General features: G+C 71.6%; 16 protein-coding genes and 3 tRNA genes. 6 read left to right on the forward strand and 13 right to left on the reverse strand.

Features of this window, described 5'->3' with window-relative positions:
* Positions 1-1133 precede the first annotated feature (1133 nt).
* Positions 1134-1209: transfer RNA gene (locus V5O49_RS00310), tRNA-Arg, on the reverse strand.
* 151 nt (positions 1210-1360) lie between these two features.
* Positions 1361-1452, reverse strand: a tRNA-Ser gene (locus V5O49_RS00315).
* A gap of 93 nt (positions 1453-1545) precedes the next feature.
* Here V5O49_RS00315 and V5O49_RS00320 point away from each other — a divergent pair.
* On the forward strand, positions 1546-3279 hold the full coding sequence (locus tag V5O49_RS00320) for a GMC family oxidoreductase (protein WP_332900470.1): 1734 nt from the start codon (positions 1546-1548) through the stop codon (positions 3277-3279).
* Between the two features lie 48 nt (positions 3280-3327).
* Here the strand turns inward: V5O49_RS00320 and V5O49_RS00325 are convergent.
* The 5 genes from V5O49_RS00325 to V5O49_RS00345 form a co-directional block, all read right to left on the reverse strand.
* Positions 3328-3412, reverse strand: a tRNA-Ser gene (locus V5O49_RS00325).
* 91 nt (positions 3413-3503) lie between these two features.
* Positions 3504-4049 (reverse strand): GTP-binding protein, encoded by a 546-nt coding sequence (locus V5O49_RS00330; RefSeq protein WP_332900512.1) that lies wholly within the window; start codon positions 4047-4049, stop codon positions 3504-3506.
* Between the two features lie 403 nt (positions 4050-4452).
* The gene (locus V5O49_RS00335; protein WP_171245892.1) at positions 4453-4869 is read right to left on the reverse strand and encodes a DUF742 domain-containing protein; all 417 of its coding nucleotides are present in this window, start codon (positions 4867-4869) and stop codon (positions 4453-4455) included.
* 8 nt (positions 4870-4877) lie between these two features.
* A complete protein-coding gene (locus V5O49_RS00340; RefSeq protein WP_278235590.1) occupies positions 4878-5327 on the reverse strand; it encodes a roadblock/LC7 domain-containing protein in 450 nt (149 codons plus the stop codon).
* A gap of 35 nt (positions 5328-5362) precedes the next feature.
* Positions 5363-9379 (reverse strand): sensor histidine kinase, encoded by a 4017-nt coding sequence (locus tag V5O49_RS00345; RefSeq protein ID WP_332900471.1) that lies wholly within the window; start codon positions 9377-9379, stop codon positions 5363-5365.
* Between the two features lie 132 nt (positions 9380-9511).
* Here V5O49_RS00345 and V5O49_RS00350 point away from each other — a divergent pair, with 132 nt between their 5' ends.
* Both V5O49_RS00350 and V5O49_RS00355 read left to right on the forward strand, forming a co-directional pair.
* Positions 9512-10489 carry an NAD(P)H-quinone oxidoreductase gene (locus V5O49_RS00350; RefSeq protein WP_332900472.1) on the forward strand — a complete coding sequence of 326 codons (978 nt, stop codon included), beginning with the start codon at positions 9512-9514 and terminating at the stop codon, positions 10487-10489.
* A gap of 31 nt (positions 10490-10520) precedes the next feature.
* The gene (locus tag V5O49_RS00355; protein WP_332900473.1) at positions 10521-11030 is read left to right on the forward strand and encodes a bacterial proteasome activator family protein; all 510 of its coding nucleotides are present in this window, start codon (positions 10521-10523) and stop codon (positions 11028-11030) included.
* A 9-nt stretch (positions 11031-11039) separates the two neighbouring features.
* On the opposite strand, the gene V5O49_RS00360 is transcribed toward V5O49_RS00355, so the two are convergent.
* Positions 11040-11876 (reverse strand): EamA family transporter, encoded by an 837-nt coding sequence (locus V5O49_RS00360; RefSeq protein WP_278237562.1) that lies wholly within the window; start codon positions 11874-11876, stop codon positions 11040-11042.
* A gap of 154 nt (positions 11877-12030) precedes the next feature.
* Here V5O49_RS00360 and V5O49_RS00365 point away from each other — a divergent pair, with 154 nt between their 5' ends.
* Positions 12031-12474, forward strand: coding sequence for a DUF805 domain-containing protein (locus tag V5O49_RS00365; protein ID WP_332900474.1), 444 nt, complete (start codon positions 12031-12033; stop codon positions 12472-12474).
* A gap of 143 nt (positions 12475-12617) precedes the next feature.
* Entirely contained in the window at positions 12618-13040 is a 423-nt protein-coding gene (locus V5O49_RS00370; protein WP_332900475.1) for a DUF805 domain-containing protein, read from the forward strand.
* A gap of 192 nt (positions 13041-13232) precedes the next feature.
* Here V5O49_RS00370 and V5O49_RS00375 read toward each other — a convergent pair whose 3' ends face one another.
* The 3 genes from V5O49_RS00375 to V5O49_RS00385 form a co-directional block, all read right to left on the reverse strand.
* Positions 13233-14186 (reverse strand): carbohydrate ABC transporter permease, encoded by a 954-nt coding sequence (locus V5O49_RS00375; RefSeq protein WP_332900476.1) that lies wholly within the window; start codon positions 14184-14186, stop codon positions 13233-13235.
* The gene (locus tag V5O49_RS00380; protein ID WP_332900477.1) at positions 14183-15172 is read right to left on the reverse strand and encodes a carbohydrate ABC transporter permease; all 990 of its coding nucleotides are present in this window, start codon (positions 15170-15172) and stop codon (positions 14183-14185) included. Before V5O49_RS00380 ends, V5O49_RS00375 begins: the two co-directional genes overlap by 4 nt.
* 72 nt (positions 15173-15244) lie before the next feature.
* Positions 15245-16642: an ABC transporter substrate-binding protein gene (locus V5O49_RS00385; protein WP_332900478.1), complete on the reverse strand. Its 1398-nt coding sequence runs from the start codon at positions 16640-16642 to the stop codon at positions 15245-15247.
* Between the two features lie 239 nt (positions 16643-16881).
* On the opposite strand from V5O49_RS00385, the gene map reads away from it, so the two are divergent.
* Positions 16882-17664 (forward strand): type I methionyl aminopeptidase, encoded by a 783-nt coding sequence (map, locus tag V5O49_RS00390; RefSeq protein ID WP_278235598.1) that lies wholly within the window; start codon positions 16882-16884, stop codon positions 17662-17664.
* A gap of 205 nt (positions 17665-17869) precedes the next feature.
* On the opposite strand, the gene V5O49_RS00395 is transcribed toward map, so the two are convergent.
* Complete coding sequence (locus tag V5O49_RS00395; protein ID WP_332900479.1) at positions 17870-18691, reverse strand: HAD family hydrolase; 822 nt, start codon at positions 18689-18691, stop codon at positions 17870-17872.
* 1 nt (position 18692) lies between these two features.
* On the reverse strand, positions 18693-19961 hold the full coding sequence (gene serS, locus V5O49_RS00400; protein ID WP_332900480.1) for a serine--tRNA ligase: 1269 nt from the start codon (positions 19959-19961) through the stop codon (positions 18693-18695).
* Between the last annotated feature and the right edge of the window lie 36 nt (positions 19962-19997).

Raw genomic sequence — 19997 nt, forward strand, 5'->3', positions numbered from 1 at the left:
GCCGCCAGCGACCGTCCTGAGCCAAGATCAAACTCTCCGTAAAAGAGAGAAGACACCACCAACCACAACAGGCCGGCGACGCCATATCGCTACTGGCCCGACCCCACAAACTAGCAAAACAAGCTGTCCAATCTCGTCCAAAGGAACCAATAAAGGTTCAAAATTTGGCATTGACTATCAAACACACTGCTGAATTCTCAAACAACCGACACACACCATCCAAGACCGGAACAACCCGTCCCGACCCCGTCCGAGGCAACCCCCCTAACTTAGCATTTCGCTTTTCTCTCTGCAAATCGCCCTGATCTCGCGATCAATGACGACTCGGACAAAAGAGCGTCGTGCTCCACCCGGTTCAGGGCGCACAATGCTACCTGTCCCGGAGGGTGGTGGTCGTCAACTCCGGCCCGGCCACCGAACTGAACCGTCGCGGTTCGTTCATCTGGTGTCCGTCGGCCCGTCGGGCTGACATCAGAGAACATTACCGACGTGTATCCCCGAGAGTCAACGCGGGACGACGTGGCGCGCGCCACTGTCGACAGGAACCGCGGAATTCCGCGCCTCTCCGCCGCTGATCCGGCCGTGGCAATCCTGTGGGCGGGTTCCTGAGCCCGGTCGGCGCCGCCGGACTCGCCCGGCGAGCAGCCGGCGGGTTCCATCGTCCGCGTCCACCCCGTCGACACCGGGGCGACAGGACGCACCGCCGCGGGACAACACCTCTCGTCCGCCCGGCGTGCGAGCACCGGGCGGACGAGGGCCCCGACAAACGGGCACCCGGCCGACCGCCAACCGGCAGGGACTGTCGGGCGACGGGCAGCCGGCCGACGCCGGAGCGTGGAGCTCCATCACGAGGACGTCGTCCGCAGTAGGCCGACCCCGGGCCGGGCAACGTGGTGTCGGCCCGACGGCGCCGTGCATCGGGGAGAAACGGGCCGGCCGCCCGAGCGGGCTGCGGCGGCCGGGTCGTGGCCTCGCGTCGTCGCGTCGTCGCGCACCCGGCCACCGGAGGCGTCCTCGTCCCCTCGGGAGCGTCCAGGAGGAGGCACCACGGCCGGCTCCGAGGACGCGGGGCGTCCGCTCCATGCCAGGAAACGAGAACGACGCCCGCCAGCAGTGCTGGCGGGCGTCGTGTCTGGCGCGCCCGGAGGGATTCGAACCCCCAACCTTCTGATCCGTAGTCAGATGCTCTATCCGTTGAGCTACGGGCGCAGACCGTCCGATGCGTTCGCACCGGCCGACGAGAACTCTACCGCCCTGACGGCCGATCCCCAAACCGGATCGGCCGTTCGTGACCGACGCCACGAGCAGCCGGTAGAGCTGCAACAGAAAAGGCCCCGGGCGTCGAGCACCGAGGCCTTCCTGGCGGAGACGGCGGGATTTGAACCCGCGAACGGGTTGCCCCGTTACCACCTTAGCAGGGTGGCGCACTAGACCAGACTATGCGACGTCTCCTTGCGGCCGGCGACGAACCACGTCCCCGTGCCGCGGCGACCAGAGTAACCGCCCGGGGCACGATGGGGCAAAGCGCCGTCGTATCGTCGGGGCATGACGCGCACCACAGACGGTGAGGACTACGACGTCCTGGTCATCGGCTCCGGGTTCGGCGGCAGCGTGGCCGCGCTCCGCCTCACCGAGCGCGGGTACCGCGTCGGTGTCCTGGAGGCCGGGCGCCGGTTCGCGGACGACGAGTTCCCCCGCACGTCCTGGGACCTGCGTCGATTCCTCTGGGCACCGGCCCTCGGATGCTTCGGGATCCAACGCATCCACCGGCTGCGTGACGTCGTGGTGCTGGCGGGAGCAGGCGTCGGCGGCGGGTCGCTCGTCTACGCCAACACGCTGTACCGGCCCGTCGGACGCTTCTGGCAGGACCCGGCCTGGCGAGGCATCACCGACTGGGAGGCCGAGCTCGACCCGTACTTCGACCAGGCCGAGCGCATGCTCGGCGTCGTGGACTACTCCCGCACCACGCCCGCCGACGAGGTGGTCCGCGACGTCGCTGCGCAGATGGGCGTCGGAGCGACGTGCCGCACGGCCCGCGTCGGCGTGCATCTCGGGGATCCTGCGAGGACGGAGCCGGGTGCCTCCCGCCCGGACCCCTACTTCGGCGGCGCGGGGCCCGACCGCCACGCCTGCCTGCACTGCGGCGAGTGCATGACGGGGTGCCGGCACGACGCCAAGAACACCCTCGTGAAGAACTACCTGCACCTGGCCGAGCGGGCAGGCGCCCAGGTGCACGCCCTGACCACGGCCACCGCCGTCGTCCCCCGGTCCGACGGCGGCTACACCGTCCGGACGCACCGCACCGGGCGCCCCTGGTCACGACGCCGGGCGCTGCACGCCGGGCAGGTCGTCCTCGCGGCCGGCACGCTCGGGACGCAGCGACTGCTGCACGCGATGCGCGACGGCGGCGCCCTCCCCCGGCTGTCCGACCGCCTCGGCGAGCTCACCCGCACCAACTCCGAGGCGCTGCTCGGGGCGGTGCGTCCGTCCGGCGCACCGGACGCGCCCGACTACTCCCGCGGCGTCGCGATCACCTCGGCGTTCGCACCCGACGCCGACACGCACGTCGAGCCGGTCCGCTACGGCCACGGATCGAACGCGATGGGGCTGCTGCAGACCGTCCTGGTCGACGGCCGGCGCCGTCCCGGCGACCGTCCGCGGGTCCGGCGCTGGCTGACCGAGCTGTGGCGACAGCGGCGGCACCTGCCCACGCTGCTGAACCTGCGCGGTTGGTCGCAGCGGACGGTCATCGCCCTGGTGATGCAGAACCGCGACAACTCCCTGACCACGGTCACCCGACGGGGGTTGTTCGGCCGCCGACTGACGTCCCGTCAGGGCACGGGCGAACCGAACCCGACGTGGATCCCGGTCGCCCACGACGTCGTGCGGGCCATGGCCGACCGGATGGGCGGGGTGGCCGGCGGGAGCATCGGCGACCCGTTCGACGTCCCGATGACCGCGCACATCCTCGGCGGATGCACCATCGGGGTCTCGGCGGAGTCCGGGGTGATCGACCCCTACCACCGCGTGCACGGGTATCCCGGACTGCACGTCGTCGACGGCTCGGCCGTGACCGCCAACCTCGGGGTCAACCCGTCGCTGACGATCACGGCCATGGCCGAGCGCGCCTGTGCGCTCTGGCCCAACCGGGACGAGCCCGACCGCCGGCCCGCTCCGGGCAACGCCTACACCCCGGTCGCGACGACCGCTCCCCGGCGACCGGTCGTGCCTCCGACGGCACCAGGGGCCCTGCGGCTGCCCCTCGTCGAGATCCGCTGAGACGACGACCGGGGTGCGACGTCGTGCGTCGCACCCCGGTCCGTCCGGCGGAGGGCGGGGGATTCGAACCCCCGGTTGCTTGCGCAACAACGGTTTTCAAGACCGTCACATTCGGCCGCTCTGTCAGCCCTCCTCGGCCCGACAGTGTAGTCGGGCCCGTTTCCGGCCCAGCACGACGGTCGGGGGACGGAGCAGCTCCGTCCCCCGACCGTCGTCCGACGTCGTCAGGCCGGCTGGCTGCCCGTCCGCAGCTGCCGCATCGCGAGCTGCACCAGCGAGGTCAGCGTCTGCTTCGTCGCCGCACGCGACCGCGCGTCGGTGTAGAGCATCGGCACGTGCGCCGGGATCTGCAGCGCCTCCCGCACGTCCTCGAGGCGGTGCTTGGCCACGCCGTCGAAGCAGTTGACGCCCACGACGAACGGGACGCCGCGCGACTCGAAGTAGTCGATGGCCGGGAAGCACTGCTCGAGGCGGTCGGTGTCCACGAGCACCACGGCACCGATCGCGCCCCGGACCAGGTCGTCCCACATGAACAGGAAGCGGTCCTGACCGGGAGTGCCGAACAGGTACAGCCACAGGTTGCCCGGCAGCGACACGCGCCCGAAGTCCATCGCCACGGTGGTCGTGGTCTTGCGGTCGGTCACACCGCCGGCGTCGTCGACACCCATGGAGTGCTCGGTCATCGCCGCCTCGGTGTTCAGCGGCTCGACGTCCGAGATGGACCCGATGAACGTCGTCTTGCCCACGGCGAAGCCGCCGGCGACCACGATCTTCGTGACGGTCGGGGCGGCGCTGTTCTCGCCCGCCGTCGACTGCGCCGGCCCGGCGGTCTGCGCGGGCGCGGAGGCCGTACCGCTCGAGGCCTGCGGGGCGGCAGGGGTCTCCGCCGCCGGGGCGCTCTGCGCCGGCGGGGCGGGGTGCTGGTTGTGCGCCGGGGCGGCGGGTGCGGCCGACTCGGTCTCCGCGACCGCACCACCCTGCTGCGGGGCGGCCGACGCCGCGGAGGCGGCCGGAGCCGACGCTGCGCCGCCGAGGACGCTCTGGCGCGCCGGGCCGCTGCTCGCACCGACGGAGGGAGCCGCGCCGCCCGTCGACGCGCTCATCGCACCGGCAGGCTGCGAGACCGGCGCCCAGCTGGGAGCGAACCCGCCCGAGCCTGCGGGCGACGCACTGTCAGAGGGCGGAAATGCCATTGAGAACACTCTCCAAGACGCTCAGGGAAAGTCCCGAGTGGTTGCTGCCGTGGCCCGTGTGGACGTTCACCGGGGCCGAGGTGTGCACGGTGATGTGCCCCTCCTCCTGCATGTCCGCGACCAGGACGCGGACCACACCGAGGGGGAGCTTGAGCAGCGCCGACAGTTCGGCGATCGACACGTAGGTGTGCGCGGCGTGCTGCAGGATCGCGCGCTTCTCCGGTGTCAGACCGTGGCTGCTCACCGCCCCCGGCATCACCTCGACGAGCGCCTCGAGCGGCAGGTCGGACATCGACGAGCGGACACGACCTCCCGTGACCGCGTAGGGACGCACCGTGGCAGCCTCGTAGCCGTCCGCGGATTGCGCGCCCAGGGAACCGAACGGTGCGTGCGTCATGCTCTACCTCATCCCACCTGTGCGGAGCGCTGGTTGCCGTCGACCGGAAGGTTGCCGCGCATCTCGGAGATCAGCTGCGGCGTCAGCGTCGACTCCGTGCGGGACACCAGAAGAGCCATCTCGTATCCCACGAGCCCGATGTCGCAGTTCCCGTCGGCCACGACCGCGAGGACCGAGCCGTTCGAGACGTTCATCAGGAAGAGGTACCCGTTGTCCATCTCGATGATGGCCTGGCGGACGTTGCCGCCGTTGAGCTGGCGCGAGGCACCACGGGTCAGGCTCGACATCCCCGACACGATGGCGGCGAGCTGGTCGCCGCTCGTCCGGTCGAGCTGGTCCGACATCGCCATCAGGAGACCGTCGGCCGAGACCACCAGGGTGTGGCGGCTGCCCGGAACGGTCCGGACGAAGTTGTCGAGAAGCCACCCGAAGTTGGTCGCTTCAGTACTGAGGGTCACGCTTCCTCCTCGTCAAGTGCGCTGATCTGCGCAGGTCACCGCTGGTGCGGAGCCGATCCTTGGACATCATTCACGCTCAGGGGCCCATCCGTCGAGGCCCCCTCGTCGGTCTTCTCCGAACGGCCACGCGCCGTGGCGGTCTGGAAGGCCGACAACCGAGCGCGCAGCTGCTCCGGGTCACGCTCGATTCGGGCGGTGAAGCGCTCCGGGGGCTCCACGGTCTCGTCGCGTCGGTCGCGGCGCGTCAGCCCGTTGGCTGCCGGCGCCACGCTGGCGGGACGATAGGTCTGCTCCTCGTTGGTCGTCGTCACGTTCTCTTCCTGGAAGACGCCGCGCTGCATCAGCGTGGACATCTCCTCGTACAGGACGGCCGAGGCCATCCACTCCGACCGCGCCTCGACGGTGTCGGAGACGTCCTGCGGGTCGAACGCGTCGACGTCGGCCGTCTCGGTGGATCGCAGCGGAAGGACGGAGTCGCCGTAGGACGTCCGGGACGGACGCTCCCCGTTCACCGTCGGGTCGGTCTGGGTCTCCCTCGCCGCCGGAGCAGGCTCCGCCGACGCGGACGCCGGCGTCGACGAGGCGGCGGGCTCCGGCCGGAACGGCACCTCGTCCGCCACGGGCGGGGAGAACGCCGACGGCGCGGAGCCGTCCGGACGCGCCGCTCCCCAGGCCTCGTCGAACGGCCGGTCGGCCGGTCGACGCTGGGCGGAGGGCAGCGGGAGCTCGTCGGGACGCGGTGCCGGCACCGGTGCGGCGCCGTCCTGCGGGGCGGCGTCCAGGGTGGCGGCGTCCTCGACTCGGGCCGGGCCGCCGTCACGGGGTGCGGGCACGGTCGACGGCGTCGCCGAGGAGTCGGCGGTCGGCGCGGTCAGCGGGTCCACCCCGCCGGCCGAGCCGACCGGCTGCGCGGAGTCTCCGCGGGTCACGGACCCGACGGCGGACTCCGGGGCGTCCTTGGGGGCCGGCTTGCGACCGAACAGCCCACGCTTGCGGTGCGCCGTCGACGAGCCGCCCTCGGTGCGCCGCGTCGGGAGGTCCGACATGAGCTCCTCGAAGGCGGGCAACGCCGCGAAAGCGGCGCTCGACGCGGCGGGCGCGGACTCGGCGGCGGACGAAGCGGGCGCCGAGTCGGCGGAGGCCGCCTCGGGCTGCGTCGCGGGTGCCGGCCGGTGGTCCGCCACCGGTGCGGCCGGGACGGCCGGGGCCGGTTCCGCAGGCGGCTGCCAGGCCGGAGCAGGAGCGGGCGTCGCCGCGGTCCGCTCCGGCGCGGGAGCCGAGCTCGCGGACGTCGGCTCCGACGCGGCCGGACGCTCCGGGACGGGTGCCGGCGCAGGGGCCGGGGCGGACGCCGGCGCGGGAGCCGGGACCGGCGACGGCGGCACGACCTGGTCGGACTCCGGGCGCTCGGACGGCGCCTCCTCCTCGACCCGCGGGGCCGGGGCCGACTCGGACGTCGAGGTCTCCAGCTCGGGGACGTCGGCCGGGTCGTCCGTCACCGCGTCGAGCTGGAGGGTGCTCTCGGCGAGGTTGTCCATCGTCCGGAAGCTGGAGAACAGGCCGGTGCGCTGCTGCGGGGCGACGGGCTCCGTCGTCGGCTCGGCGTCGGGCAGCGCGATGGCACCGGACTGCGCCTCCGGCTCCGGCGGCCCGGTCGGGGACGGCCGGCGGCTCGGCAGCGAGGCCGCCGCCGGCTCGACCGCGGTCGGCGGGGCCCACGCGCTGTCTCCGGGGTCCGACTCCTCGAGGTGCGGCGTCTCGAGCGGCGGCAGCACGATCGCCTCGGTCGGGGTCGCGGTCGTCTCCGAGCGGCGGCGACGCGGCATGCCGGCGCGGGTCGTGCCGTCCGTCAGCGCCGCGATGTCGACCGGTTCGACCTCGGGCGCCTCGGGGGCGACGCTCTGCATCGACGACGTGGCCGGGGCCGGTGCCGGAGCCGCGGGTGCGGGCGGCGCGGGCGCCGGCTCGACCGGGGCGGGGGCGGGAGCGGGCTCGGCCGGCGCGGGAGCCGACGCCGGCGCGTGGTCCTCCCCCGGGACCGGGACGGTCGACGGCTCGCCCTGCGGCAGCGGGGTGTCGGTCGACGGGCTCGTCAGCTGGGCGGCGGAGGCCTGGGTCGACGCCTCCAGCGGGTCGGTCGGCTGCGGCAGCGGCATCGCCTCGTCGGCCACGAACAGCTCGTCGGGGAAGGTCACGGTCGCGACCGTGCCCTTGCCGTCCCGACCGCTCGAGAAGTCGACGTGGACGCGCAGACGCTGCGCCAGGCGGCCGACCACGAACAGGCCCAGGCGCTGGGCGCCGACGGCGTCGGACGCCGCGGACGAGGCGACCTTGGCGTTGGCGTCGGCGATCTCGGCCGCCGACATGCCCAGGCCCTGGTCGACGACGGAGACGACGACGCCGCGCGTGTCGCGCGAGGCCGTGACCTCGACCGCGGTGTGCGGCTCGGAGAACATCGTCGCGTTCTCCAGCAGCTCGGCCAGCAGGTGAGCCGCGTTCAGCGCGTTGTGGCCGAGCATGTGCGGGTCGGCCTGCAGGTTCAGCCGGACCCGGTCGTACAGCTCGATCTCGGAGGACGCCGTCCGGATAACGTCGGAGATCGGCATCGGGGTGCGCACGCGGCGGCCGGAGTCGATGCCCGCCAGGACCAGCAGCGACTCGGCGTTGCGGCGCATACGGGTCGCGAGGTGGTCCAGCCGGAACAGGTTGGACAGCGTGCCCGGGTCCTCCTCGGACCGCTCCAGCTCGTCGAGGAACGCGAGCTGACGGTTCAGGAGCACCTGGTCGCGGCGGGCCACGTTGACGAACATCTCCGCGATCGAGCCACGCAGCGCGGCCTGCTCCCGCGCCACCTCGATCGTGGTCGCGTTGACCTCGTTGAACGCGTTGGCCAGACGACCGATCTCGTCCGTGGACTCGACCGGGATCTGGACCACGTCCATCTCGGGTGCCTGGCCCGGCACCGCCATCTGCTCGACCATCTGCGGCAGGCGGTCGCGCACGTCCGCCGTCGCGACGGTCAGGCGCCGCAGCGGCGTGACGATCCGGCGCGCGATGACCAGCGCCAGGACCAGCGAGATGAGCACGATGCCGAACGTGGCGGCGACCGTGCCGATCGCCTGGTTGCGCGCGTCGGCCGAGGCCTGCGCGGCGTAGCTGACGGTCTCGGTCCGGACCTCGTCGCGGACCGGGCGCATGGAGTCGATCCAGCCGGCGGAGAGCTCGGACCAGCTGTTCGCGGTCTCCGGCTCGATGGAGGAGAAGTTCACGTAGCGGAGCTTGAACCGCAGCTCGTCCAGCTCGTCGGAGAACGGCGGGACCGTGATGTCCAGGCCGAGGCGGTCGGCCTGCGCCTGCGCGGCGACCTGCAGCTCGTCGGTGGTCTCGATGGCGTTGACCATCCGGCTGACCAGCTCGCCGTCGCGGTCCTCGCCCTGCTGCGCCGCGCGGGCGGCGTCGGCCAGCGCCAGGCCCACGATCGGACGCTCGATCGTGTTGGCCAGCATCACCTCGTCCATCGCGACGTAGGCGTTGAGCAGCTCGGCCAGCCCGGAGTCCGTGGAGGACGCCGACACCGCGCGCGGGAGGTCCAGGGCCCGCTGGATGATGTCGGTGTACTGACCGGTGGCGGCGGTCTCGGTGATCTGGCCCGCGATGACCTTGCGCTGCAGCTCGTCGAGCGCGCGCCGGTCCTCGAGGGTCACGTCGATGGCGTCCTGGACGTTGACGCTCAGGGCGTCCGTCTCGAGAGCACGCAGCTCCTCGTCGCGGGCGTCGACGGCCTCGTCGGTCTGCTCCTGCGCGGCGACCAGCTGTTCCATCGCACCGTCGGCACCGTTGAGCGCGGCGACGGCGAGCGCGCGCTCGGTCGCCACCGCGGTGCCTGCGGCGTCCTGCGCCTCGAGGCTGTCCACCAGCTCGGACGTCTGGTCCGCGCTCACGGCGTCCTGCAGCGCGCCCCAGGAGATGTAGGCCGCCGCCAGCATCAGGACGAAGATCGGCACGGCGAGTGTCGCCAGGATCTTCCCGCGAACGCCCAACCTGCGGAGCATCTGGACCTCTCTCCATCACTTATCGTTCGAGGTCGGCGGGGGGTCACCCTCCCCGAACCTCCGGCATGTCGCCACCCGCCGGCGGGACCGCTTCCCCACGCACGACGGCGCGCGCGAGTAGTCTTCGTCGGTGTGCGAGCCGTCACGATATCGGGCGATGGGCCCACAGCGAAACTCACCACGAGCCAGGTCGAACCAGACGAACCGGGCGAGGGCGAGATCCTCGTCGACGTCGCCTCGAGTGGCGTGAACCGTGCTGACCTGCTACAACGCGCCGGGCTCTACCCTCCGCCACCCGGCGCCCCCGCCTGGCCGGGGCTCGAGATATCCGGCACGGTCGCCCGGCTCGGCGCGGGCGTGTCGGACCGGCGTGTCGGCGACGAGGTCGTCGCCCTGCTCGACGGGGGCGGCTACGCGGAGCAGGTCGTCGTCCGCGCGAGCCAGACGCTCCCCCGACCGGACGGCGTCGACCTGGTCGACGCGGCCGCGCTGCCCGAAGCTGTCTGCACGGCCTGGACGAACCTCGTGGACACCGCGCGGCTGCAGGCGGACGAGACGTTGCTGGTCCTCGGCGGGTCCGGCGGCGTCGGGAGCATGGCCGTCCAGCTCGGCCACGCCCTCGGGGCCCGCGTGGTCGCCACGGCGGGCGGACCCGAGCGGGCCGCGCGCTGCCGCGAGCTCGGGGCCGACGTCGTCGTCGACCACCGCACCGAGGACGTCGTGGACGCGGTGCGGGCCGCGACCGACGGCCGGGGCGCCGACGTCGTCCTCGATGTGCTCGGCGGCGGAGGCCTCGGCGACAACGTCCGCGCCCTCGCCCCGGGTGGCCGCCTCGTCGTGATCGGGCTGCAGCAGGGGCGCACCGGCGAGCTCGACCTCGCCCGCCTCATGGCGAAGCGCGCCCTCGTCACGGGGACCCTGCTGCGGTCGCGCAGCCCGCAGGAGAAGGCCGCCATCGTCGAGGCCGTCGGGGAGCACGTGTGGCCGCTCGTCGCCGCGGGCCGGGTCCGCCCGGTCGTGCACGCCCGGCTGCCCTTCGACGAGGCGGACCGGGCCCTGGGGATGCTCGAGTCCGGCGAGGCCTTCGGCAAGGTGCTCCTGCTGCCCTGACGTCGCGGCGCGCGCGGGGCAGACTGGGACCATGACGGACGAGCATCCCGGCGAGGCGTCGGCACCGGAGCCCGCGGAGACCTCACCCGCCGCACCGGAGACCTCCCGCATCTCCGAGCCGGCCAAGGTCATGCGGATCGGGAGCATGGTCAAGAAGCTGCTCGACGAGGCACGGGCCGCCCCGCTGGACGCCGCGGCGCGCGGGCGGCTCGCCGAGATCCACGAGAGGTCGCTCACCGAGCTGGAGGACGGGCTCTCGGAGGATCTCGTCGCCGAGCTGCACCGCATCACGTTGCCGCTGACCGACCACGACCCGCCGTCGGACGCGGAGCTGCGGGTCGCCCAGGCACAGCTCGTCGGCTGGCTCGAGGGGCTCTTCCACGGCATCCAGACGGCGTTGGTCGCCCAGCAGATGGAGGCGCACCACCAGCTCGACCAGATGCGGCGCCAGCTACCCCGCGGCGCACGCCCCGGACCGGGTCTCGCGGGCAGGGGGCCGGAGGACGGCGACGACGCCGCGTCGCCGGGCCAGTACCTCTGAGCCGACGCCCTACTCGCGCCCGGTCGCCGTCATCGCGATGGCTCCGGACACCAGCACCAGGCCGACGATCTCCGGCCAGCTCGGCAGCTGCCCCAGGACGACGGCGCCGACCACCGTGGCCGTCGCCGGCAGCAGGGCGAGCAGCACGGCGAAGGTCGCCGTGCCGATCCGGCGCAGCACCACCTGGTCGAGCACGTACGGCACCACGGACGAGCACACGGCGACCACGAGCAGGAACCCGAGCAGGCGCAGGTCCGGGACCACCGTGGTGACCGAGCCCGCGAAGAACGGCGCGAACACGACGGCACCGGTCGCCATGCCTACGGCGAGCCCGTCGATCCCCGCCCCACCGCCGGCCACGCGCTTGCCGAGCACGATGTACCCCGCCCAGCAGGCAGCGGCGGCCAGCACGGCGACCAGGCCGACCAGCGCGTCGGAGCGGGCCAGGTCCCCCTCGAGCGTGACGCCGGCGAGCAGGATCACGCCGGCCGCGGCGACGACGATCGCGCCGCGCTCGCGCCAGCCGCGCCCGGTGATCGCGGCCACGGCGATGGGACCGGTGAACTCGATCGCGACCGCCACGCCCAGCGGCAGATGGTCGATGCCCACGTAGAAGACGATGTTCATCGCGGCCAGCGCCACGCCGAACAGCCCGGCGCCCACCAGCTCCTGGCGGGTCCAGCGCCGGCGCCAGGGACGGCGCCAGGCCACCAGGACGACGGCGGCGAGCACGATCCGCCACCAGCTCACCGTGGGCGCGCCGAGGGTGTCGAAGAGACCGACCGCGACGGCCGCACCCAGGTAGAGCGTCAGCCCGGAGGCGACGAACAGCAGCGGTGCCGGCACACGGTCGGCAAGGCCGCCAGGGGCCGACGGCGGCGAGCCGGGCCGGGCGGGGGAGGTCGCGTCGGGCACGCGGGGAGCCTACGCGGCGCGGTCGTGTCGCCGCGCGAGGACCGGCCGCAGCCGCCAGGATGTCACCGAGAGGTTCCGGGACGAGATGTCCATCGACCTGCACGAGGAGCTCGGCATGGGGTTCGGCGAGGCCGTCACGACCGTCTTCGGCAAGTACGCGACCTTCTCGGGGCGGGCACGCCGCGCGGAGTTCTGGTGGTGGTACCTGTTCGTGCTGCTCGTCAGCATCGCGCTCTCCGTGATCGCGGCCGCCACGGGTGGCTTCACCCTCGACCCGGACACCGGGATGCCCGAGATCGGCGGCATGTACTACGTGACGCTCCTGGTCGGTCTGGCGCTGCTGCTCCCCAACCTGGCGGTGACCGTGCGCCGTCTGCACGACACCGACCGCTCCGGCTTCTGGTGGTTCATCGGTCTGGTCCCCCTGGTCGGATGGATCATCCTGCTCGTGCTCATGGTGCTGGAGGGAACCACGGGACCGAACCGCTTCGGCCGCGACCCGAGGTACCGGTCCGACCTGCCGAGCTGATCCGACCTGCCAGGCTGACCAGCGCCGACGACCCGATGTGGAGAAACCCTGATGATCTCCTGGACGTGAGGTGTGCGGTGCCCTAGGTTCGGCACGCGTCGGCACGCAGGGTGGCGACGATCGACCGTCACGAAAGGCACATCATGGGATTCGGCGAAGCCGTCAAGACCGTCTTCGGCAAGTACGCGACCTTCTCGGGCCGAGCCCGCCGCTCGGAGTTCTGGTGGTGGGCCCTGTTCACGTTCCTGGTCAGCATCGTGGTGTCGATCATCGTCAGCGCCACCGGCGGCTACTCGATCAACACCGAGACGATGATGCCGGAGTTCGGCGCCAGTTACCTCCTCGTCGTCGTCGTGAACCTCGCGTTCCTGCTGCCCTCCCTCGCCGTGACGGTCCGTCGTCTCCACGACACGGACCGCTCCGGCTTCTGGTGGTTCATCGGCCTCGTGCCGTTCGTCGGCCCGATCGTCCTGCTGGTCTTCATGGTGCTGGAGGGCTCGCCGGGCGCCAACCGCTTCGGCCCCAGCCCGAAGGGTGCCGCCGCGCCGGTGCAGCCCACCGTCTGAGCACCGCCGTCGTCCCGCGCACCTGACGCCGGGCCGGACGGCGGCCCGAGGCCCGGCCCGGCCTGCGCCCGCCGCGCACCGGCGGGGATGCGCAGGGCCCTCGCGACGTCGTCGTCTCCCGAAGTGGAGGCCGCCCAGCGGCCGTGAACGCGACGTCTCGAGGGCCCTGCGCATCCCCGCCAGGAACGAGAGCTACCCCTTCACCGCCCCCGCCAGCATCCCGCGCACGAAGTAGCGCTGGAGCAGCAGGAACACGATCAGCGGCACGATCATCGAGATGAACGCCCCGGCGGTCAGGATGTGCCAGTCACCGCCGCGGGTACCCGCGAGCTCGGCGACGGCCACCGTCAGCGGCCGGTACTCCGGTGCCGCGAAGGTCAGGCCGACGAGCAGGTCGTTCCAGACCCAGAGGAACTGGAAGATCCCGAACGCCGCGATGGCCGGCACGAGCAGCGGGAACAGCACGCGGAAGAAGATCTTCACGTGCCCCGCCCCGTCGACGCGGGCCGCCTCGACGAGCGACCGCGGGATGTCCTTCATGAAGTTGTGCAGCAGGAACACCGCGAGCGGCAGCGCGAAGATCGAGTGGGACAACCACACGGCCCAGAACGACCCTTCCATGCCCCAGTTGTTGTAGTTGGTCAGCAGCGGCACGAGGGTGACCTGGATGGGCACCACCTGCAGCGCGAAGACCGCCACGAACAGCAGGTTGCGGCCGGGGAACTCGATCCACGCGAACCCGTAGGCCGCCAGCAGCGCGACGGTGATCGGGATGATCACCGCCGGGATCGTGATGACGAAGGTGTTGATGAACACCTCCGACAGTCCCGTCCCGCTGCCGTAGAGCGCCTGGTCGTAGTTGTCGAGCGTGAACTCCGTCTCGCCCGTGAAGATGCCGGGGATGACGGTCCACCAGCCGCTGCGGCGGATGTCGATCTCCGGCCGGAACGACGTCACGAGCAGCCCGACCGTGGGAATGGTCCACAGGATCGCCAGGATCACCGCGGTCAGGGAGGCCCAGGGCGAGGTCAGCCGACCCTTGGTGGCGATGGCCCGCTTCTCGAGACGCGTCAGTTTGCGTTCCTTGACCGGAGCGGTGTCCTCCGTCTCGGGGTTCGTCGTGGGGACGGGCGGCGTCGTACTCATCGAATCTCCTCCGACCTACGCATCTGCCGCACGTTGTAGGCGACGATCGGCACGACCAGGATGAACAGGACCACGGCGAGCGCAGCGGCCAGTCCCTGGTTGTTCTGGCGGAACGCCTGCGTGTAGAACTCGTTCGCGATGATCTGGGTGCCGAACTGACCGCCGGTCATGGTGCGGACGATGTCGAACGCCTTGAGCGTCGTCATGGCGATGGTGGTCAGGACGACGACGAGGGCCGGCCGGATGCTCGGCACGGTGATGTAGCGGAACATCCCCATCCCGTGCAGCCCGTCGAGGCGGGCCGCCTCGACGATGTCGTCCGGGATGGCCTTGATCGCCGCCGCGAGCACCGTCATGGCGAAACCGGTCTGGATCCAGATCATGACGACGATGAGGAACGCGGTGTTCCACGGTTCGCCGATGAGGAACTGCTGGGGTGGCAGTCCGAGCCAGACCAGCAGCTGGTTGAGCAGACCGATCTGCTCGATGCCCGGCTGGTCGGGCCGGAACTCGTACACGAATCCCCAGATGATCGAGGCGCCGACCATGGAGATCGCCATCGGGATGAAGATCAGCGTCTTGGCGATCTTCTCGAAGCGGGCACGGTCGACCAGCACCGCGTAGACCAGCCCGACGAACGTGCTCACCAGCGGGGCCAGGATCACCCAGGCCGCGGTCACGACGAGCACCTTCTGGAACTGCGCACCGGTGAACATCGTCACGTAGTTGTCGAACCCGACGAACTCCGTGGTGGTGCGGTTGAAGAACGAGTTGAACAGCGTCTCGAGCCCCGGGCGCAGCAGACCGTAGGCGATGAGCAGCAGGGCGGGGCCGACGAAGCCCACGGCGACCACCCACGACGGGATGCGCTTCGGCCGGTCGACCAGGAACAGGATCAGGCTCATCACCGCGACGAACAGCGCGATGCCGACGCCCATGACGACGAACTTCTGGGTGACCGTGTCAGGATTCAGCAACCAGTCCACGACATTCTCTCCTCACGGCGTAGGACGGACCGGGTCCGCCGACGGCCTGTCGGCGGACCCGGTCCGAGGACGTCACGGCCAGCTGTTCTCGATCTGGTCGGTGACCTCCTGGGTGGAGGAGCCGGTCACCCAGTTCACCATCCCGGTCCAGAAGGTTCCGGCACCGACCTCACCGGGCATCAGGTCCGAACCGTCGAACCGGAACACGGTGTTCTCGTCCGCGAGGATCGCGGCGGCGTCCTGGTCGAACTCCGTGGCGAGGTTGCTCACGTCCAGGCCGTTGTTCGCGCTGATCCAGCCGCCCTCGGGCGTGGCGATGGCCTTCTGGTTGGCCCAGTCGGCGCTGGCGAGGTAGGTCTGGAACGCCTGCACCTCCGGGCGGTCCTCGAACGCCAGCACGAACTCCCCGCCGCCCAGCATCGGCTGGGTCTCCCCGTCGCCGGGCAGGTAGAAGGCGTAGACGTCACCGTCCGACCCGACCTCGGTCCCCTCCGGCCACTGCGTGGCGTAGAAGTTGGCCATGCGGTACATCCAGCAGGTGCCGTCCAGGACACCGACGCCGGCCTGGTCCCACGGCGTGGTGGCGATCGAGTCCACGCCGCCCAGTCCCGCGTTGACGTAGTCCGGGTTCTTGAGGATCTCCCCGGCGGTGTCGAACGCGTCCACGATCTGGGGGTCGTTGAACGGGATGTCGTGCATGTACCACTGGTCGTACACGTCGGGGCCGGCCGTGCGGAGCACGACGTCCTCGATCCAGTCCGTACCGGGCCAACCGGTCGCGTCACCGGACTCGAAGCCGACGCACCACGGCAGGACCTCCTGCTCGGTGGCGATCGTCTCGCTGAGCTCCATCAGCTCGTCCCAGGTCTCGGGGACCTCGTAGCCGGCGTCGGCGAACATCGCCGGGTTGTACCAGACGAACGACTTCGCGTTCGCGCCCAGCGGGGCCGCGTAGAACGTGCCGTCGACCGAGCCGTACTCCTTCCAGTCCTCGCTGAAGTACTCGTCGACGTTGGCCGCGGTCGCCTCCGGAGCCTCCACGACGGCGTCCGGGAAGTCGGACACGATCGTGTTCAGCAGGCCGGGCTGCGGCATGTAGGCGATGTCGGGGGTGTTGCCCGCCTGGATGCGGACGAGCAGCTGCGCCTCGAACTCGCGCGAGCCCTCGTACTCCACCGTGACGCCGGTGCACTCCTCGAACGCGTCGTAGGAGTTCTCCTGCTGCGTCTGCTCGGGGTCGACGATCGAGGTGTAGATGCTGACGCTCGTGCCCTCGAGGTCACCGAACTCGTCGTACGCGGCACAGTCGATGTCCGCGGCGGCACCTCCGCCACCGCCGTCGCCCGTGTCGTCGCCGCCACCGCCGTCGTCGTCCCCGCCGCCGCACGCAGCGAGCACGAGGGCGAGACCGGCACCGGCGGCCACCGCCGCCAGACGTCGGCGCGCGCTCGTCGTGGTCCTTCGTGTCATCGCAGACCCTCCACTCCATCGTGTGTGGTCGCCCGGCGGCCGTCCGCCGTCGGACTCGTCCAGGACTTTCGACCGGCCGCCACCGGACACGTCGTTCCTGGTGAAAGTCGACCGCAAGGTTTCACGCGGTGCAACCTCACAGCGCGCACAACTTGATGACGATGCCGTAACGATCAAGACGGGGTCGGATCTGTGACACCCTTGAGCCGACACCGTCGGACCGCACCGGAAGGACCACCATGATCGAGCTGAGGACGCCCCGTGAGATCGAGGAGATGCGTCCTGCCGGCCGGTTCGTCGCCGAGACGCTGCAGGCTGTCCGCGAGGCCGCCGAGCCCGGCGTCAACCTGCTCGAGCTCGACGCCCTGGCGCACCGGCTCATCAAGGAGCGCGGTGCGGAGTCCTGCTACATCGACTACCACCCCTCCTTCGGCGCGAGCCCGTTCGGCAAGGTGATCTGCACCTCCGTCAACGACGCCGTGCTCCACGGGCTCCCGCACGACTACGACCTCGTCGACGGGGACCTGCTCACCCTCGACTTCGCCGTCGCCGTGGACGGCTGGGTCTCGGACTCGGCGATGTCCTTCGTCGTCGGCGAGTCGCCGTCCGAGGAGCGGGCGGCCGCGGACGAGAAGCTGATCCGCACCACCGAGGTCGCGCTCGAGGCCGGGATCGCCGCCGCGCAGCCGGGGAAGAAGGTCGGGGACATCTCCGCCGCGATCGCCGCGGTCGCCCGGGAGGCCGGCTACACGATCAACACCGACTTCGGCGGTCACGGTGTCGGACGCACGATGCACGGCGACCCGCACGTGCCGAACGACGGCCGCGCCGGGCGCGGCTTCCCACTGCGTCCCGGGCTCGTCATCGCCATCGAGCCGTGGTTCCTGGAGACCACCGACGAGATCTACACCGACGACGACGGCTGGACGCTGCGCTCGGTCGACGGCTCGCGCGGGGCGCACAGCGAGCACACGATCGCCATCACCGCCGACGGTCCGATCGTCCTCACCGCCCGCGACTGACCCCCGCACCCCGCCGAGGCAGGCACCCTCCGGCCGAGGTAGGCAACTTCTCGACGAGGTAGGCAGCTCCCTCTCGGGGCCGCCGCAGACGCCGCCGGAGGTTGCCTCCCTCGGCCCACCTTTGCCTACCTGGTGGGAAGGTTGCCTACCTCGGCCCGCCTTTGCCTACCTGATGGGAAAGTTGCCTACCTCGCCGGAGAACTGCCTACCTCGGCGGGAGGAGGGAGCGGAGCACCTCCACCGCGCCGTCGTCCTCGATCGGCCCGGTGACCTCGTCCGCGGCCGCCTGCACGGCGTCGTCCGCGTGCCCCATCGCGACGCCGCGCGCCGCCCAGCGCAGCATCTCGAGGTCGTTGTGCCCGTCGCCGATCGCGACCGTGCGGTGCGGCTGCAGGTGCCGCCGTCGCCGCACCTGCTCGAGCGCCGTCGCCTTGGACACCCCCAGCGGGGCGAGGTCCATCCAGGCGCTCCACCCCACGGCATAGGTGACGTCCTCGAGGCCGAGGTGCTCGACCAGCTCGTGGAAGTGCCCCGACGTCGAGTCCGGCCGGCGCACGATGACACGGGTGACCTCGGTGGACCAGAGGTCCTCCATGGGGACGATGACGTGCTCGCCCTCCAGCTCGCCGTCCGGGAAGTGCTCGGTCATCCGGAACCCGACGCCGAGGTCCTCGACGGCGTACCGCGCGTCCGGGAGCTGCTCGCGCAGCAGGCGCAGCGCCGGTTCCGGGTCGAACGTCACGACGTCCTCGGTGGCCCACCCCTGCGGCGACGCCGGGTCCAGCCGGACCGTGACGGCACCGTTCGAGCACACCATCCACCCGGTCCCGATCCCGAGAGCGGACGCGACCGGGAGCATGGCCAGCAGCGACCGTCCGGAGGCGAGCACGACCTCGTGCCCGGCCTCGCGGACCGCTCCGACGGCCTCGCGCACGGCGTCGGTGAGGTCGCCGTCGTAGGACAGCAGGGTCCCGTCGATGTCGAGGGCGACGAGCATCGGGCCGTCCGGAGGCAGGGTCCGGGCCATCTCAGCGCACCGGCTCGAGGACCTCGAGTCCGCCGAGGTAGGGGCGCAGTCCCTCGGGGACCCGCACCGAGCCGTCCGGCTGCTGGTGGTTCTCCAGGATCGCGACGATCCACCGGGTGGTGCCGAGGGTGCCGTTGAGGGTCGCCACGGTCCGCGTGCCGTGCTCGGCGCGCTCGCGCACGTTGAGCCGCCGCGCCTGGAACGTGGTGCAGTTGGAGGTCGAGGTCAGCTCGAGGTAGCGCTGCTGGGTGGGCAGCCACGCCTCGCAGTCGAACTTGCGCGCCGCGCTGGTGCCGAGGTCCCCGGCCGCCGTGTCGATCACCCGGTAGGGCAGCTCGACCGCGGCCATCATGGCCTCCTCCCAGGCGAGCAGACGCTGGTGCTCGGCCTCGGCGTCGTCCACGGAGCAGTAGCTGAACATCTCCACCTTGTGGAACTGGTGGACGCGGATGATGCCGCGCACGTCCTTGCCGTGCGAGCCCGCCTCGCGGCGGTAGCAGGCGCTCCAGCCCGCGTACCGCTTCGGGCCGTCGGACAGGTCGATGATCTCGTCGCCGTGGTAGCCCGCGAGCGCCACCTCGGAGGTGCCGACCAGGTACAGGTCGTCCCGCTCGAGGCGGTACACCTCGTCGGAGTGCTCCCCCAGGAACCCGGTGCCCCGCATCGTCTCCGGGGTGACGAGCGTGGGCGTGATCATCGGGGTGAAGCCCTCGGCGACGGCCTTGTCCATGGCCGCCTGCAGGATCGCGAGCTCGAGGCGGGCACCGACGCCGGTGAGGAAGTAGAACCGCGACCCGGAGACCTTCGCGCCGCGCTGGGTGTCGATCGCGCCGAGGCCCTCGCCGAGGTCGAGGTGGTCGCGCGGCTCGAAGCCCTCGGCCGCGAAGTCGCGCGGCGTGCCGACGGACTTGACGGTGACGAAGTCCTCCTCGCCGCCCGCCGGGGCGCCCGCGACGATGTTCGGGATCCGGAACAGCAGCTCGTCGAGCTCGGCCTCCGCCTCGTTCGCGGCGGCCTGGTGGTCCTTGACCTCCTGGGCGAGCTGCTTGGTGCGGCCGATGAGCGCGGCCTTCTCCTCGCCGGTCGCCTGGGCGACCTGCTTGCCCATCGCCTTCTGCTCGGCCCGCCGGGACTCGAACTCCGCCAGGGAGGAGCGCCGGCGGGCGTCGGCGGCCAGCGCCGCGTCCACCAGGTCGAGGTCCTCGCCGCGGGCACGCTGGCTCGCGCGGACGGCGTCGGGGTTGTCGCGCAGGAGACGGATGTCGATCACGCCCGCCAGCCTAACGGCCGCGCGGACTTCCGCTCC

The organism is Isoptericola haloaureus (genome assembly GCF_036689775.1).
GTDB classification, from domain to species: domain Bacteria; phylum Actinomycetota; class Actinomycetes; order Actinomycetales; family Cellulomonadaceae; genus Isoptericola; species Isoptericola haloaureus.